This is a genomic window from Moraxella ovis (assembly GCF_900453105.1).
GTDB classification, from domain to species: domain Bacteria; phylum Pseudomonadota; class Gammaproteobacteria; order Pseudomonadales; family Moraxellaceae; genus Moraxella; species Moraxella ovis.
Genome location: NZ_UGPW01000001.1, coordinates 1,470,665 through 1,485,305, shown reverse-complemented (window position 1 = coordinate 1,485,305; position 14,641 = coordinate 1,470,665). Strand labels below are relative to the sequence as shown.

Annotated in this window: 12 protein-coding genes, 2 tRNA genes and 3 pseudogenes; 10 read left to right on the top strand and 7 right to left on the bottom strand. The window is 47.0% G+C overall.

The window, feature by feature from the left end:
• Positions 1-147 precede the first annotated feature (147 nt).
• From ptsP to DYD54_RS07125, 5 genes are all read left to right on the top strand, one after another.
• On the top strand, positions 148-3,003 hold the full coding sequence (ptsP, locus tag DYD54_RS07145) for a phosphoenolpyruvate--protein phosphotransferase (RefSeq protein WP_063514335.1): 2,856 nt from the start codon (positions 148-150) through the stop codon (positions 3,001-3,003).
• Positions 3,003-3,947, top strand: coding sequence for a 1-phosphofructokinase (locus tag DYD54_RS07140; protein WP_063514334.1), 945 nt, complete (start codon positions 3,003-3,005; stop codon positions 3,945-3,947). Before ptsP ends, DYD54_RS07140 begins: the two co-directional genes overlap by 1 nt.
• An 88-nt stretch (positions 3,948-4,035) precedes the next feature.
• Positions 4,036-5,730: a fructose-specific PTS transporter subunit EIIC gene (locus DYD54_RS07135; protein WP_063514333.1), complete on the top strand. Its 1,695-nt coding sequence runs from the start codon at positions 4,036-4,038 to the stop codon at positions 5,728-5,730.
• Positions 5,731-5,932: 202 nt separating this feature from the next.
• Entirely contained in the window at positions 5,933-6,841 is a 909-nt protein-coding gene (locus tag DYD54_RS07130; RefSeq protein WP_147285080.1) for a peptidoglycan DD-metalloendopeptidase family protein, read from the top strand.
• 3 nt (positions 6,842-6,844) lie between these two features.
• Complete coding sequence (locus DYD54_RS07125) at positions 6,845-7,759, top strand: bestrophin family protein (protein ID WP_063514331.1); 915 nt, start codon at positions 6,845-6,847, stop codon at positions 7,757-7,759.
• Positions 7,760-7,765: 6 nt separating this feature from the next.
• Here the strand turns inward: DYD54_RS07125 and DYD54_RS07120 are convergent.
• Both DYD54_RS07120 and DYD54_RS11925 read right to left on the bottom strand, forming a co-directional pair.
• Positions 7,766-8,223 (bottom strand): annotated as a pseudogene (locus DYD54_RS07120) (RNA-guided endonuclease InsQ/TnpB family protein); the annotation flags it as partial.
• A gap of 71 nt (positions 8,224-8,294) precedes the next feature.
• Positions 8,295-8,407 (bottom strand): annotated as a pseudogene (locus tag DYD54_RS11925) (transposase); the annotation flags it as partial.
• A 40-nt stretch (positions 8,408-8,447) separates the two neighbouring features.
• Between DYD54_RS11925 and DYD54_RS07110 the strand changes: the two are divergent.
• Positions 8,448-8,543 (top strand): annotated as a pseudogene (locus DYD54_RS07110) (transposase); the annotation flags it as partial.
• 81 nt (positions 8,544-8,624) lie between these two features.
• Here DYD54_RS07110 and DYD54_RS07105 read toward each other — a convergent pair.
• The 4 genes from DYD54_RS07105 to folP form a co-directional block, all read right to left on the bottom strand.
• A tRNA-Ile gene (locus DYD54_RS07105) sits at positions 8,625-8,701 on the bottom strand.
• A gap of 91 nt (positions 8,702-8,792) precedes the next feature.
• Positions 8,793-8,877, bottom strand: a tRNA-Leu gene (locus tag DYD54_RS07100).
• A gap of 127 nt (positions 8,878-9,004) precedes the next feature.
• The gene (locus tag DYD54_RS07095; RefSeq protein WP_063515006.1) at positions 9,005-10,042 is read right to left on the bottom strand and encodes a ribonuclease Z; all 1,038 of its coding nucleotides are present in this window, start codon (positions 10,040-10,042) and stop codon (positions 9,005-9,007) included.
• 2 nt (positions 10,043-10,044) lie between these two features.
• Complete coding sequence (gene folP, locus DYD54_RS07090) at positions 10,045-10,911, bottom strand: dihydropteroate synthase (protein WP_063514330.1); 867 nt, start codon at positions 10,909-10,911, stop codon at positions 10,045-10,047.
• Positions 10,912-10,988: 77 nt separating this feature from the next.
• On the opposite strand from folP, the gene hflX reads away from it, so the two are divergent.
• From hflX to DYD54_RS07070, 4 genes are all read left to right on the top strand, one after another.
• Positions 10,989-12,380, top strand: a complete 1,392-nt coding sequence (gene hflX / locus DYD54_RS07085; RefSeq protein ID WP_063514329.1) for a ribosome rescue GTPase HflX — start codon at positions 10,989-10,991, stop codon at positions 12,378-12,380.
• Positions 12,381-12,457: 77 nt separating this feature from the next.
• Entirely contained in the window at positions 12,458-12,832 is a 375-nt protein-coding gene (locus DYD54_RS07080) for a hypothetical protein (protein WP_147285079.1), read from the top strand.
• A gap of 168 nt (positions 12,833-13,000) precedes the next feature.
• Complete coding sequence (locus tag DYD54_RS07075) at positions 13,001-13,426, top strand: hypothetical protein (RefSeq protein ID WP_063514327.1); 426 nt, start codon at positions 13,001-13,003, stop codon at positions 13,424-13,426.
• Positions 13,413-14,111 carry an LrgB family protein gene (locus DYD54_RS07070; protein ID WP_063514326.1) on the top strand — a complete coding sequence of 233 codons (699 nt, stop codon included), beginning with the start codon at positions 13,413-13,415 and terminating at the stop codon, positions 14,109-14,111. The genes DYD54_RS07075 and DYD54_RS07070 overlap by 14 nt, the downstream gene beginning before the upstream one ends.
• A 30-nt stretch (positions 14,112-14,141) precedes the next feature.
• Here DYD54_RS07070 and DYD54_RS07065 read toward each other — a convergent pair whose 3' ends face one another.
• Positions 14,142-14,537 (bottom strand): WG repeat-containing protein, encoded by a 396-nt coding sequence (locus DYD54_RS07065; protein ID WP_063514325.1) that lies wholly within the window; start codon positions 14,535-14,537, stop codon positions 14,142-14,144.
• Positions 14,538-14,641: the final 104 nt, after the last annotated feature.

Here is a 14,641-nt window from a genome sequence, read left to right as displayed (position 1 = left end):
TCTGCTGTTTTTTACAAAAATATTGAGAAAAGTTATTATTTTGACCGCCCAAAAATGGTAAAATTAGCTAATTTTTAAGTTTATAAATTTCGAATAAATCGCTCGGCTCGTCCAAGCGATCAATCAGGTTTGTGCCTAAGGAATGACATGCAATTAACGGCAAAAGACATCCGCATGAATGCCCATGCCGCCAACAAAGACGAAGCATTAGCGGTGCTTGGTGGTGTACTCATCGAAGACGCTTTGACCACGCCAGAATATTTACAAGGCATAAAAGACCGTGAAGCGCAGTCGGCGACTTATCTGGGTCAGGGCATTGCCATTCCGCATGGGACACCTGCCTCGCGCGATGCTATCATACAGACAGGGGTGCGCTTGGTGTATTTTTCTGATGGGGTGGTTTGGAATGATGAGGGTGATGTGGTGTATCTGGCTGCGGTTATCGCTGCCAAGTCTGATGAGCACCTGCAAGTATTAAAACAGCTGACCAAGGTGCTGTCTGATGATGTGTCAGATAAAGTTAAATCTGCCAAGACACCAGAGGATGTGCTTGCCATTATTCAAGGCGCGCCATTGTCATTCTTATTGCATGAGAATCTGATCAAGCAAGACGATAGCGCCAAAGACTCAGACGCGTTATACTTTACCGCCTTAAATGCACTAAAGTCATCAGGCGTGGTAAATGGCATATCCGCACTGTCCAGCCAATCAACATCATTGGTCAATAATATTAGATGTATTACCATTCAAGGTAAGAGCGAGCAGATTAATCAGTCGGCGCTTGCCATCGCCATAGCCAAAGAGAACATCGCTCCAAAAGCCGTGGCTGTGGTTGTTGCCAATGAATATTTAGATGCTAAGAAATTAAGCCAAGCTTACGATGCCATGCTTGATGATGAGTTCGCCACAGCGGTTGATGGTGTAGATACTGCTAAGATTATAGAGCTGTTAGGCGCAGAATCTAGCCAATCTTGGGCGACTAAGACAGCCGTCATCCTAAACGAACACGGGCTACACGCACGTCCTGCCACTGCGCTGTCAAGCCTTGCCAAAGAAGCCGATGGCGAGATTAAAGTTGCGGTGGATGATGGGTTTTTTGTATCGGCCAAGAGCCTATCGCGCTTATTATCGCTTGGCGCTGTCCGTGGTCAGACCCTAAAATTCATCGCAGAGCCTGACACGGATGCGGTGGCGCACCTGGACAAATTAACTCAGGCGGTGGCTGATGGATTGGGCGAGAGCGTACAAGCTCTGGCAGCGACTACAGCAGCCAATGAAACAACACCAGTCGTGCTTGATTTTAGTCATAAAGCCAGTCCAATCGTCAAGGGTGAAAAAAGCTCGGCAACTACAGCATCGTCAGGTCTAGCGGTGGGTGAAGCTCATGTCGTTCGTCAGATGCGGTTTGAATACCCGGCGACTTCCAGCGATCCAAAGGCAGAATTTGCCCGACTCATGAATGCGATCGAAGCGGCCAAAGAAGAACTTTCTCAGACCATCAGCCATGCTAAGAGCGCCGCGATTGCTAAGATTTTTACCGCTCATTTGGCGCTGTTAGAAGATGAAGAGATAACCTTTGGTGCCAAAGACGGCATCGATGATGGGCTGTCTGCCGAAGCGGCTTGGCATGCGCATATTGAGACGATGGCAAAATTACAATCATCAGTCTCCAATCACCTGCTGGCTGAGCGCGCGGCAGACTTAAGAGATGTCGGTCAAAAGGTGCTGTCTGCATTGACAGGGAAAGAGTTACCGAGCGAACCTAATTCTCCGTATGTGCTTATCAAAGAGGATCTAATGCCATCCGATGTGGCAAGTCTAGATCCTGCACGAGTGGCAGGCATTCTAACAGCGGTAGGCGGTGCCAGTTCACACAGTGCCATCGTTGCACGTGCCTTAGGAATTCCTGCTCTGGTGGGTGCAGGTACAGAAGTTCTAAACATCGATCAAGACGCCAAAGTTCTGATGAATGCAGGTGAAGGCTGGTTTGTGGTTGAGCCAAGTGAAGCGCAGATAAAATCGTGTCAAAAAGAACAGCTTGCCCTAAAAGAGCGCAAACGCATTGCTCATCAGCACGCACATGAACCTGCCATCACACAAGATGGTCATCGTGTCGAAGTGGCGGTGAATCTGGGTAATGTCGATAATACTAAGCCTGCTGTGGATAGTGGCGCTGAGGCGGTGGGACTACTTCGTACTGAGCTTGTATTCATGGCTCACAGACAAGTGCCAGATATTGACACGCAGATTCGTGATTATGAGAAAGTTTTTGATGCGCTAGAAGGCAAGCCTTTGGTGGTGCGCACCTTAGATGTTGGCGGGGATAAGCCTTTGCCATACCTGCCGATGCCGAGCGAGGATAATCCTTTTTTGGGGGTGCGTGGCATTCGTCTAACATTAAAGCAGCCAGAACTTCTTAAGAATCAACTTATTGCGCTCATCCGTGCATCCAAGGGTCGAGATCTTCGAATCATGTTCCCGATGGTGGGGCAGCTTGAAGAGTGGACGCAAGCTCGATCGATCTTAGATGAGGTGCTGGCAGAATATCCGCATGATAATCTACAAGTGGGCATCATGATTGAGGTGCCAAGCGCGGCGATCATGGCGAATGCATTCGCCAAGGAAGTGGATTTCTTTAGTATCGGCACAAATGATTTGACCCAGTACGCCTTGGCGATTGACCGCGGTCATCCGGTTTTATCAAAAGATGCGGATGGTCTGCACCCAAGTATCTTGACGCTCATCGACCATACGGTCAAGGCAGCGCATGCTTATGGCAAATGGGTGGGCGTGTGTGGTGAGCTTGCAGGCGACGAAAAAGCAGTGCCTATCCTAGTGGGACTTGGCGTTGATGAGCTTAGTATGTCGGTATCGAGCATTGCTTTGGTTAAAGATCAGATTCGCGGACTGAATCTGGTGGATTGTCAGTACCTTGCCAAGCGAGCTTTGGCATGCCAAACTGCCAGCGATGTGCGCACCTTAACTTATAAGGATCGCAACTGATGTCAGTATTATGTATCACATTGAATCCCGCCATCGACATGACGGTATCGGTGGATGGGCTACGAGTGGGTGAGGTGAATCGCGCTTTATCATCCCAATCTGATGCTGCTGGTAAAGGGCTAAATGCCGCTCAGATTCTTGCTGATCTTGGTACTGATACCATTGCATCGGGCTTTTTGGGGGTGGATAATGCTGCCATATTTGAGCAGTTATTTGCAGATCGCCAAGCAATGCAGGGCGGGTTGGTTCAAGATGGTTTTGTGCGTGTGGCAGGCGAGACCCGTACGAATATTAAGATCGCTGATAACAGTACGACGACCGACATTAACGGCAAAGGCTTTTTGGTGAATGATGCTGACAAGCAAATGCTATTCAAGCAGCTTAGTGATCTAGCCAAAGATTGCCAAGCTGTCTTGGTGGCAGGTAGCCTACCGCAAGGCTTTGATATTGGTGACTTTGATAAATTACTCAGCACTCTAACGGCAGTCTGTGATAAAGTGGCGGTCGATGTAAGTGGCGACGCTTTAAAAGTTGCCTTTAAGCATAAGCTTTGGCTTATTAAGCCTAATCATGATGAGCTGTTTGAAGTATTTCATAAGCCTGCAAAGACCCTTCAAGAACAGCGCGCGCTGATCGGTCGCATGAACATTGATAACGTCATCGTATCAATGGGCAGCCAAGGCGTGAACTGGTTCGCTGGTGATAAGGTGTATCAGGCGATACCACCAAAAATGACCGTTGTTAGCACGGTAGGTGCAGGCGATACCTTGGTGGCAGGTATGATGGCCGGGCTATTACAAGGCTTAGATGCCTTGAGTGCTTTGGCGCGTGCGACCGCCTTATCAGCTTATGCGGTGAGCATTGTTGGCTTTCGCGCGGCGAATGATGAAGAATTGTCCCGACTGCTGCCACAGGTTCAAGTTCGTCAGGTCGCTGATGATTAGATTTATTTAATGGTTTCTGGGTGGTTTTGAGTTAAACCGCTGCCTTGAGACTGATATTGTTATTGTTATCCTAATGTAGGAAAATTTCATGCAATTTTTATCCACTTCTTATGTGATTGTCCCAAAGCAGGGATCAGCATATTCGCTGCTGCTTGCCAAGAAACTGGCAAAGGCGCTACAAGACAGAGCGGTTCCTACCACTGTAAGTCTTGATGACAAGGCAACACATGCGCACAAGATTGTCATTGGTGATCGTCGGGCTGTCGAAGGTAAGACCATTTATCTGAATCAAGATGCCTTAGATGAAGCGCAATTTGACCAAGATGATTATCTGAATCAACTACTGCCTGTATCAGTTCAAGAATCTACGAGTGCTGTAGGTGCTGTATCGCCATCTAATAAGCCGCTTAATGTCGTGGCGGTAACAGCTTGTCCGACAGGGGTGGCGCATACCTTCATGTCAGCAGAAGCGATCGAGAACCATGCCAAGTCACAAGGCTGGAATGTCAAGGTTGAGACTCGCGGGCAGGTGGGTGCTGGTAATGCCATCACCGCTGATGAAGTGGCTGCTGCTGATCTGGTGTTCGTGGCGGCAGACATCGATGTTGATCTGTCAAAATTCCAAGGCAAGAGAATGTACCGCACTTCAACGGGGCTTGCCCTAAAGAAGACAGCGCAGGAATTTGATAAGGCATTAAGTCAAGCGACGGTCTATCAAGGCGGTGCGGCGAACGCTGCACAGGCGGCAGATGCTGATGAGAAAAAAGGCATCTATAAGCATCTGATGACCGGTGTGTCGCACATGCTACCACTTGTGGTGGCGGGCGGTCTGATGATCGCCATGTCGTTCATGTTCGGTGTGGAAGCATTTAAGGATCAAGCAATCGCCTTTGGTCTGCCAAAAGCATTGATGGACATCGGTGGCGGCGCGGCATTTCATTTGATGATTGCTATCTTTGCAGGTTATGTGGCATTCTCAATCGCGGATCGCCCTGGTTTGGCAGTGGGTCTAATTGGTGGTATGCTGGCTACGACAGCCGGCGCGGGCATCTTGGGCGGTATCGTTGCTGGTTTCTTAGCGGGCTATACGGTGAAATTCCTAAATAACGCCATTAAGCTGCCGCCAAGCCTCTCTGCGCTCAAGCCCATTCTGATTTTGCCTTTACTGGGTTCGCTCATCGTGGGGCTGTTGATGATCTATGCCATTAACCCGCCTGTGGCGGCACTGATGGAGATGCTGACCAATTGGCTAAAATCCATGGGTGAAATCAACGCCATCATTCTAGGCATCATCCTAGGCTTGATGATGTGTGCGGATATGGGCGGTCCTGTTAATAAAGCAGCTTATACTTTCTCTGTGGGTATGATTGCTTCAGGTGTCTATACCCCAATCGCTGCCGCCATGGCAGCTGGTATGGTGCCACCGATTGGCATGGCGATCGCAACTTGGATCGCTCGCCGTAAATTCAATGAAAACCAGCGCAATGCGGGTAAGGCCTCATTTGTACTGGGTCTGTGCTTCATCTCTGAAGGCGCGCTTCCGTTCGTTGCGGCAGACCCTGCACGCGTGATCATTGCCTCACTCATCGGTGGTGCGATCACAGGCGCGATCTCGATGGGGCTTGGCATTGCTTTGCAGGCGCCTCATGGTGGATTGTTCGTGATTCCTTTTGTGTCGCAGCCCTTGATGTATCTGGTGGCGATTGCGGTGGGCTCTGTCGTAACGGGCGTGATCTATGCATTCATTAAGCGTAGCGAACGGCCGAATCTCGCTCAAGGTTAAATGATTAGTTTTGCTAAATTGTAAATAATTGTTTTAATTAATCTTTTTTAACAAAAACATGAAAACCTGTCCTGTGATGGGTTTTCATGTTTTTTATGGTTGTGTTACAATAAACTCCGCCCAAATTGGGCGGTTATGTTTATCTAGATTTTGTTTATAATTTTGCCAAAATAAATCATCAAGCTGTATATAAGAGGTTATTGTGATGGATGTCGCCCACAAAGAAACAACAAACTCACTCATGGCACCCTTAAAAGCTACCGCGCTATTGATCGGTGCGTGTGGTGCTTTGACATTGGTAGGCTGTGCAAGCAAGCCAACTTACAATGGTGGTGCGAGCAATCAAAAAATCGTGACCAATAGCCGCGGTGTACCAAATCGCTACATGGTAAAGCAGGGCGATACTGTTAGTAAGATTGCAGAGCGTTATGGGCTTGACTGGCGTGAGCTTGGGCGAATGAATGGATTGGATTCTAAGTACACCATCTATACAGGGCAATACTTAACCCTATGGCAGGGTAAAGGCGATACAGCTGGTAGAACCCCAACGCTATCTGTCCAAAGAACACCAGCACCTACCACAGCCAGAGCGCCTACACCTGTGGCAAGTACGCCACCTCGTGCGACCACACTGCCACCACCACCTGCGCCAAGCTACACACCACCACCTGCGCCAAGCTACACACCACCACCTGCTGCTAATGCACCACTATCAGTGGGTAGTGCGGGTCTGATGCAGTTTCGCTATCCTGTGGGTAGTAGCAACCCTGTGGTTCGTCGTTATGGTACGACCACTATTAATGGTCAAAGTGTCACCAGTCAAGGCATGTGGTTCTCGGGTCGTGGTGGTGATGCAGTACTGGCGAGCCGCTCAGGTACGGTAATTCATGCTGATGGTAACATCGATGGCGCGATGATCGCAATTGCTCATACAGATGGCTTTATGAGTAACTATTTCCACATCCAAAATGCAGAAGTTAAGTCAGGTCAAACCGTGCAAGCAGGTCAAAAGATCGCAAGCATGCGTGCTCAGCCTGATGGTGCGGCATTGCTTGAATTTCGTATTTCTCGTAATTCCAGCTACATCGATCCGCTTTCTGTCCTAAAATAATCCATGATAGTACGCGATAAAAGTAACAGCCTAAAGCTATTGTTCGTCTGGCGTGGCACGATACTGCCAAAAGTGCTACCCATGGTGCTCATCTTAATGGCAGTGTCTATGGTGGCATGGATGCTCACCCACTATAAGGTGTATACCGTCACGGGCGTGCCTGCGGTGGGTTTTACTGTATTTGGGGTGGTGTTGTCGATATTCTTGGGGTTTCGCAACACCGCCTGCTATGACAGATGGTGGGAAGGGCGAAAGCTATGGGGCGCGATGATTGCTAATACGCGACATCTAACCCGCGACAGTCATTTTCTCGAACCTTATCAGAGAGATAAGCTGCTAACGGACATGTTGATATTTATTGGTCTGCTGCGCAATCGTCTGCGCGGACAGTCGGCGAGTATTGAGCAGTTCACGCATTATCATCCGATCGACCAAGATGAGATAGATCGATTTAATCAGCATGTCAATGCACCGCAGCTGGTGCTTGAGCGGATGCAGCTGCGTCTGATAGATGCAGTGAAGTCAGGCAGCATGACAGATATTATCTATACCAGCGTTCAGCGTCATGTGGTGGAGATGGGCAGCATTCAAGCGGGCTGCGACCGCATCGCCAGTACACCACTGCCTTTTCCGTATTCGGTGCTGCTGCATCGGGCGGTATTTTGCTTTTGTTGGATGTTGCCATTTGGGCTGGAGTCGGTTATGGGGATTTGGACGCCATTTTTGGTGGGATTCTTATCCTATCTTTTGCTTGGGCTTGATGAGCTTAGTTATCAGCTAGAAGAGCCGTTTGGCATGGCGGATAATGACCTGCCGCTAGATACCATGGTAAGACTGATGGAGCGTGAAACCTTGGCGCTACTGAATAACCCCATTCCTGATGCGATCAGTGCTGATCAATATTATAATTATAGCTAATTAAATCAATTGGCATAGTGATAGATTGTAGCCATCCCATAGGTCAATGACTGGCTTTTGTCCTTTGGTCAGACTTAGTTGCAGGGTTGATTTTAAGCCCTTTTTGCCTGTTTGGTGAGAGCAATGTGTTTAATGACAGATTGTTTAAAAGGTAGCCAACCTAACGATATTCGTTTAGACTTTGGGTTATTAGTACGCCAGTTAAGTTTTGCTTTTTTAAATTGCTTTCTTGATTTGGCGTAAGTTTCATTGATGGCTTGAATGGTTTGAGAGTGCAAGCCTAAGTATTCACCGCTACCTTTGGTATATTCGTTTAGGTCGTAGGCACTCAAGAATTTACCTGTTCTTTGTAGATATTTATCACTTAAATCATTAACATAATTCCACACGAAATTGACCGAACCGCTTAGGCGGTTTAGTTGGTCTATGTGTTTATCTCGTATGCGTAGCTTGAGTGTTTTCATAGGTTTAAGTATCATTAGATTTTTATATTTTACAGTCGGTCTAATTGTATGTCAAACGATTTACGATGTGGTTTTATGGACGGATATTCTTTCTTACGCAATGTCCGACTAGACACACCTTTTAAACCATCCACCAAACTAGAAATGGCCACTTAGGCGGATAAACCACCAATAAATGCACATGCAGATTGTAAACAACATGCAAAGGGCAGTTATGAGGTGATGTGTTGTGGTCGCCTAGCTATTTTGCAGGTAGTTGTGGTGGCGCTCCAATTAAGATTATTCACCAATACATTGAACAGCAAAATACACCTCAGTAATACCATCTTTGTGTAAGCATGGTTATGGCAATGATAGATAAATAAAAACCCTTTAAAGCATCGACTTTAAAGGGTTTAATTTGGTGGGCCCACACAGACTCGAACTGTGGACCAAAGGATTATGAGTCCTCTGCTCTAACCGACTGAGCTATAGGCCCGAAATGAGCGTTTATTATACTAAGATTTTATGATTTTTCAAGTATTTTATTAAAATAAAAAACCGATGAATCATCATCGGTTTTTAAAATATGGTGGGGACGGAGAGACTCGAACTCTCACACCTCGCGGCGCTGGAACCTAAATCCAGTGCGTCTACCAATTCCGCCACGTCCCCAAGTTGTCTATCTAGACCATCTGTCGATGTCGTTTTGATGGGCGTATTATATACATTTTTTGGAAGTTGACAAGTATTTTTTATAAAATTTTTATAAAAATAACATAAGATATTGATTTATATTATTTTATTTTTTCATGATTTTCATGTTTTTGTCATTAATGAGTATGGATATAAAGTCTTCGGCGCATACACAGTACCCTTGATAGTGCTGACTGACTTCCTGTGCGACATGACCCATGTTAGGGGCAGGGTTATTTGGCTCATAAAAAGGCGCAAATCTGGCACTAAAATGCGTCAGGATAAGATTAGGAAGTTTTACACGCTGGGCGAATTGCGCCACCATCTTGGCGCTGCTGTGCTGTGGGTCGAAGCTGCCTTCGCCTGTCCGAGACAGCACCTTATCCAGTATCGCCTGTGTGTAGGTCGCTTCATGAACCAGAGCATCAGCATCATGGATCACATCAGTCAGAAGTTCTGGTGTGTCATTATCGCCAGCGATGACGATCTTGGATTTGATGTCCATCTGCTCAATGTATTCATTTGGGATGATGGATTCATTATTGATATGTATGGGCCGGTGCGGTAGATTGGTCTTGAATATCTGATTCCAAAAGTGCTTGGGGATGTTATCGCTAACGAGTCTGTCAATGTTCAGCTTATGTTGATGTATGGCTTGCTTAATGATAAACGCATAACTAGGACAATGGTGTGATAGGGCGGTGGTCTTGATATTGAGGGTTTGATTGTTCAATGACAGGGTGATCGGCTGATCATGTTCAATGATGATACGCTCGATGGCGAAACTTAATCTAAGCTCGGTATGGGCGACATAAGCGTCTAATAACCCAAAAACACCTGTAGGTGCGATGATGGTTAGCGGAGTGGTGCGCCCATGCATGGCAAGGCTTGCCAATAAGCCCGCCAAGCCATAGCAATGATCGCCATGCACATGAGTGATGCAGATGGTGCGCAAGTTACTAAGGCGTAGCTTGGTGTACATGAGCTGATGCTGTGTGCCTTCGCCGCAGTCGATCAGTAGCCAAGGCGCACGATGATTGGTGCTTTCTTGCTCACTGGTGGGTAGTTCGACGGCAAGGGCAGAGACGTTACGTCTTTTGGTGGGGATGCCGCTGGACGTACCCAAAAAAGTTAACTTAAACATAATCAGCTGACCATCTGCCACATCTTTATCGCCTGTGCCATGTGAGCGACATCATGCACTCTGACAATACTTGCCCCCTTTTGAATGGCAAGCAGGTGAGCAACCGTGCCTATCACGTCTCTGTCGGTTGGGACGTGGTCTTGAGCGGGGGCAAATGTACTTAAAACCTCGCCTAAGAATCGCTTACGGGATACACCAAAGAGCATGGGCAAGCCAAAATGAGCGATGATAGTATCCAAGTTTTGCATAAGCGTGATATGATGAGCGTGATTTTTGGCAAAACCCATGCCCACATCTATCACGATGTTTTCACGTCTGACCCCTGCGTTTAGGGCGTTCTGAATGTCTCTATCTAGTTCGCTTATGACTTCACGCACCACATCATCATAATTGGCAAGGCTGTTCATGGTTTGGGTCATTGTATCAGGTTCGCCCCGTGAGTGCATGATAACCACAGGGCAATCAAGGCGAGCAACCACATCGCATGCCCCATCTCGGTGAAGTCCACGTACATCATTAACCATGTCCGCCCCTGCATGAATGCCTTGTTCCATGACGACAGGATTGCTCGTGTCAAGCGATAGCCACACATCTTTGCCAAACTCCGCTTGTAAGGCTTGTGCCACAGGGATAACCCTATCAAGCTCGGTCTCGGTTGCTACGCTTGGGGCGTTGGGGCGAGTGGACTCTCCGCCAATGTCAATAATGTTCACGCCCCAGCGTATCATCTTATCGGCATGGCGTAGGGCAGTGTCTATGCTGTTAAAACGTCCGCCGTCTGAAAATGAATCGGGCGTTACGTTTAGCACGCCCATGATTCTAGGTGTGGATAGATCAAGGGTTTTATGATTAAAATGCAGTATACTCATCGTATGATCCTACCTTGAAATTTGGCTATCATACCACAATCTACCACAGATAACATTGAAATCACAAAGGATAGCTTTTGCAATATTTTGACCGACATGACGGCGGAGAGAACGCCATTTTGGTACATCTTGACATACGTGAGATGATTGACCCTGATGATTTAGAAGAGTTTCGCCTGCTGGTGCATTCGGCAGGAGCGAATGAGCTTGACATCATTACGGGCGGACGGAACAAGCCGCACGCCAAATACTTTGTCGGCACGGGCAAGGCAGACGAGATTGCCCAAGCGGTGGCGCGCCATGAAGCGGACATCGTGATCTTTAACCACGACCTAACCCCAAGCCAAGAGAGAAATCTAGAAGCCTTGATTAAGTGCCGTGTGCTAGACCGCACGGGGCTGATTTTGGATATTTTTGCCCAGCGTGCCAGAACGTATGAAGGTAAATTGCAAGTGGAGCTTGCCCAGCTGTCGCACCTTGCCACTCGCCTTGTGCGTGGGTGGACGCACCTAGAGCGCCAAAAGGGTGGTATCGGACTTCGAGGGCCGGGGGAGACGCAGTTGGAGACGGACAGACGACTTTTGCAAATTCGAGTAAATCAGCTCAAAAACAAGCTCGATAAAGTCAAACAAACCCGCTCGCAAGGACGCGCCAAACGCCAAAAATCAGACGTGCCGACCGTGTCGCTTGTCGGTTACACCAACGCAGGCAAATCTACACTCTTTAACCGCCTTGCTGATGACAATATCTACGCCGCCGACCAACTGTTCGCCACGCTAGACCCGACACTTCGCAAGGTTAAATGGGTGGGCGTGGGCAATGTCGTGCTTGCTGATACGGTGGGCTTTGTGCGTCATCTGCCCCATGAGCTGGTGGAGAGCTTTCATGCCACGCTAGAAGAGACTCTAGAGGCCGACCTACTGCTTCATGTCATTGACAGCAGTAGTCCCGACATGCACGAGCAGATTGATGCGGTGAATGCGGTGCTTGATGAGATTGGTGTGACTGCTCCTGTGCTACTGGTGCATAACAAAATCGACCGCACCGATGAGATGCCAACCATTCACTACAAAGAACAAGGCGTGCCACACCGTGTCTATGTGTCTGCTCGTGAAAACTTAGGCATGGACAAACTCACTCAAGCTGTGCAAGAGCTATTGGTGGGCGGACTGTCCGACTTTACGCTCACCTTACCCTATCACGCAGGGCAATTTAAAAATACCTTGCACGAGCTTGGGGTCATCACCCATAGCGAATTTGACGATACAGGGCATGAGATGCTCACCGTTCGCCTTGCCAAAGCTAAATTAAAAGAATTGCTTGGTAAATATCATTTTAATGCCTTTGACGTATTGCCGCCACACGAGGCAAGCCAATTTTTGCCAGAATTGGAAGAGTTTGAAAAGGTGGAAGTTAAGGCGAATGATGATAAAGATAACAATGATGATTTAGATCCGTTTTGTTTGTAGGACGGGGTTTTGATAAGTGGTAAGTAATACGCACTCTGTGATTTGCTAAGATAAACAAAACAACAAAAGCGCAAGCAATGAAAAAGTTTTGTTTATGTATTTTAAGCCTTTGTATTTTAACAGGTTGCCTAGCTAGGTCAATGCAACCACCACCAGAAAGCCGGTCATATTTTTACAAACCAAACAAAAAGAATGTTAATTATGAATTAATTAAAAGTGATATGGAAGAGTGCGGATTTGAAAATATTGGATTTGTAAACATGCCTGATAACAAATATGTTGAATCTCAAATTTGTATGTTGAAAAAGGGCTATAAGAATCGTGCTTTTAAAAAGGGTGTATGTAGCGATTTGTATTTTGGCAGATATTGCTCCACAAAGCAAATCTTAGATTGGGCTCTTAAACAAAATCCAATATTATTTTTAGGCCATAAGTACACCATCGACTGCTAAATCTACACTTTTCTCACGGATTATGAAATCTTCGCACTCATTTTAAACCATTAATGATATTTCATTCTCTCAGAAAATACCGAACATTTCTATAAAGTGTACCGATCACGGCTTGACCTTGTGAATAGATAATGCTTTAATAAAAGTTAATTTGTTACAAGGACGACCATGAAATCCCCATATTTGACCAAGTCGCCCACTTTCTGGCTGGGCATGCTTGCTACCGTTGTTATCGTTATTGGTGTGCGCGAGCTTGCATTGGTCGTTTGCACTGCTTTTGGTATGCCGACCGCCACCAACATTGTCGGCTTGGTGTCGCTCTTTGCCGTGCTGATAGGCGTGCGGCTCATTAAGGGTGGTTTGCCAAATTGGCTATCGTCATCGGCAAGCGTGCTACTTGTGGATAGTGGGTTTGCCTTTTTACCTGTGTCGGCAGGGGCGGGGATTTTGTTGTTTGGACTGGGGTCGGATTTGCTTGCCGTGTCGGCGGTCATCGTGCTTAGCACCGTGATACCGCTGTGGGCGTTCGCCAAATTGTCCCAAAACTGGCTAAAAAGTACAGATAATCAAGGGGATAGCCATGCCAACTCTTGATAGCACCACGATTTTTATCGCCTTTATCGTTACGCTCATCGCCCACATCGGGGCGAAGTATGTCTTGCACTATATCAGCCGTTATTTTCGTGGCATACCGATGATTATCATCGCCATTGTGCTGACACTCATCATCATTGCCGTCATTCAACTGCCCTACAATACTTATTACGCCCATGCCAAACCTGTGTTTGACCGCTTGCTTGGGTATAGCACCGTACTGCTTGCTGTGCCTTTGGCAGGTATGGATTTTAAGGGCTTGCCTGTCAAAAAGCTGTCTATCATCGTCATCATGGCAAGCTTAGTTGGGGCGATCTTGCCGATGCTGCTTGCCTATCTGTTCGCGCTAAATATGGATACGATCCTGTCATTCGCCACGCGTTCGGTGACCACGCCTGTGGGCTTGTCGGTCGCTCAGATCATCGATGCGCCACTTGTCATGGCGAATCTTATCATCATCGTATCAGGGATTTTGGGGGCGGGGGTGTGCCGAATTTTGTTCAAAAACATCACGGATGATAGAGCAAAAGGCTTGGCGCTTGGCTTGGTTGCTCACGCCATTGGTACGGTCGAGGCATGGACAATCAGCCCCACCGCAGGGCGATATGCTGCCTTCGGGCTTGCCATCAACGGCTTGGTAACGGCGGTTTGGCTACCGATGGCGATACTGTGGCTGTTGAAGTGACTTAAAAAGCACCCACCTGGATGCTTTATTTTAATCAATGCGTTTGCCTGTTTTGTCTATATAAAAGGGTTCACCAAAAATGATTTCACCATTTAGTGATACTTTTGCCATACCATTCTCAAACCCCTGAACATCATCATATCGATAAGGAATTACAACCTCACCTGTTTTATCGATAAAGCCGTGTTTATTGTTTTGACCTACTCTTGCCAAACCTTCTGAAAAACTACCAGCTTCATCATATTGAACAGGAATAACCACTTTGCCTGTCTTATCTATAAACCCGTATTTCTCATTTTGTTCTACCTTTGCCAAACCGCCGTGCAGGCAACCAACATCATCATACCCTGTTACCTTTGGTTTTTCACATGCTAAAGCAGATAAAGGCAAAAGGAATGGGGTAAAAATAAGGGGTTTGATATCCATGATAATTTCCTAAAAAGCGTGGTGTTGTCATAATTAATTTAAGTGAGATTAACAAGCGTGTTTTATTTTTCCTATTAAGAAAATATACATCAACAAAACTGCTA

Coding starts and splice junctions, on each gene's coding strand:
- DYD54_RS07095 (WP_063515006.1), bottom strand. CDS start 10,042: ATGTTTAAGTTAACTTTTTTGGGTACGTCCAGCGGCATCCCCACCAAA.
- DYD54_RS07140 (WP_063514334.1), top strand. CDS start 3,003: ATGTCAGTATTATGTATCACATTGAATCCCGCCATCGACATGACGGTA.
- DYD54_RS07135 (WP_063514333.1), top strand. CDS start 4,036: ATGCAATTTTTATCCACTTCTTATGTGATTGTCCCAAAGCAGGGATCA.
- DYD54_RS07080 (WP_147285079.1), top strand. CDS start 12,458: ATGAAAAAGTTTTGTTTATGTATTTTAAGCCTTTGTATTTTAACAGGT.
- DYD54_RS07125 (WP_063514331.1), top strand. CDS start 6,845: ATGATAGTACGCGATAAAAGTAACAGCCTAAAGCTATTGTTCGTCTGG.
- DYD54_RS07065 (WP_063514325.1), bottom strand. CDS start 14,537: ATGGATATCAAACCCCTTATTTTTACCCCATTCCTTTTGCCTTTATCT.
- DYD54_RS07075 (WP_063514327.1), top strand. CDS start 13,001: ATGAAATCCCCATATTTGACCAAGTCGCCCACTTTCTGGCTGGGCATG.
- DYD54_RS07070 (WP_063514326.1), top strand. CDS start 13,413: ATGCCAACTCTTGATAGCACCACGATTTTTATCGCCTTTATCGTTACG.
- folP (WP_063514330.1), bottom strand. CDS start 10,911: ATGAGTATACTGCATTTTAATCATAAAACCCTTGATCTATCCACACCT.
- ptsP (WP_063514335.1), top strand. CDS start 148: ATGCAATTAACGGCAAAAGACATCCGCATGAATGCCCATGCCGCCAAC.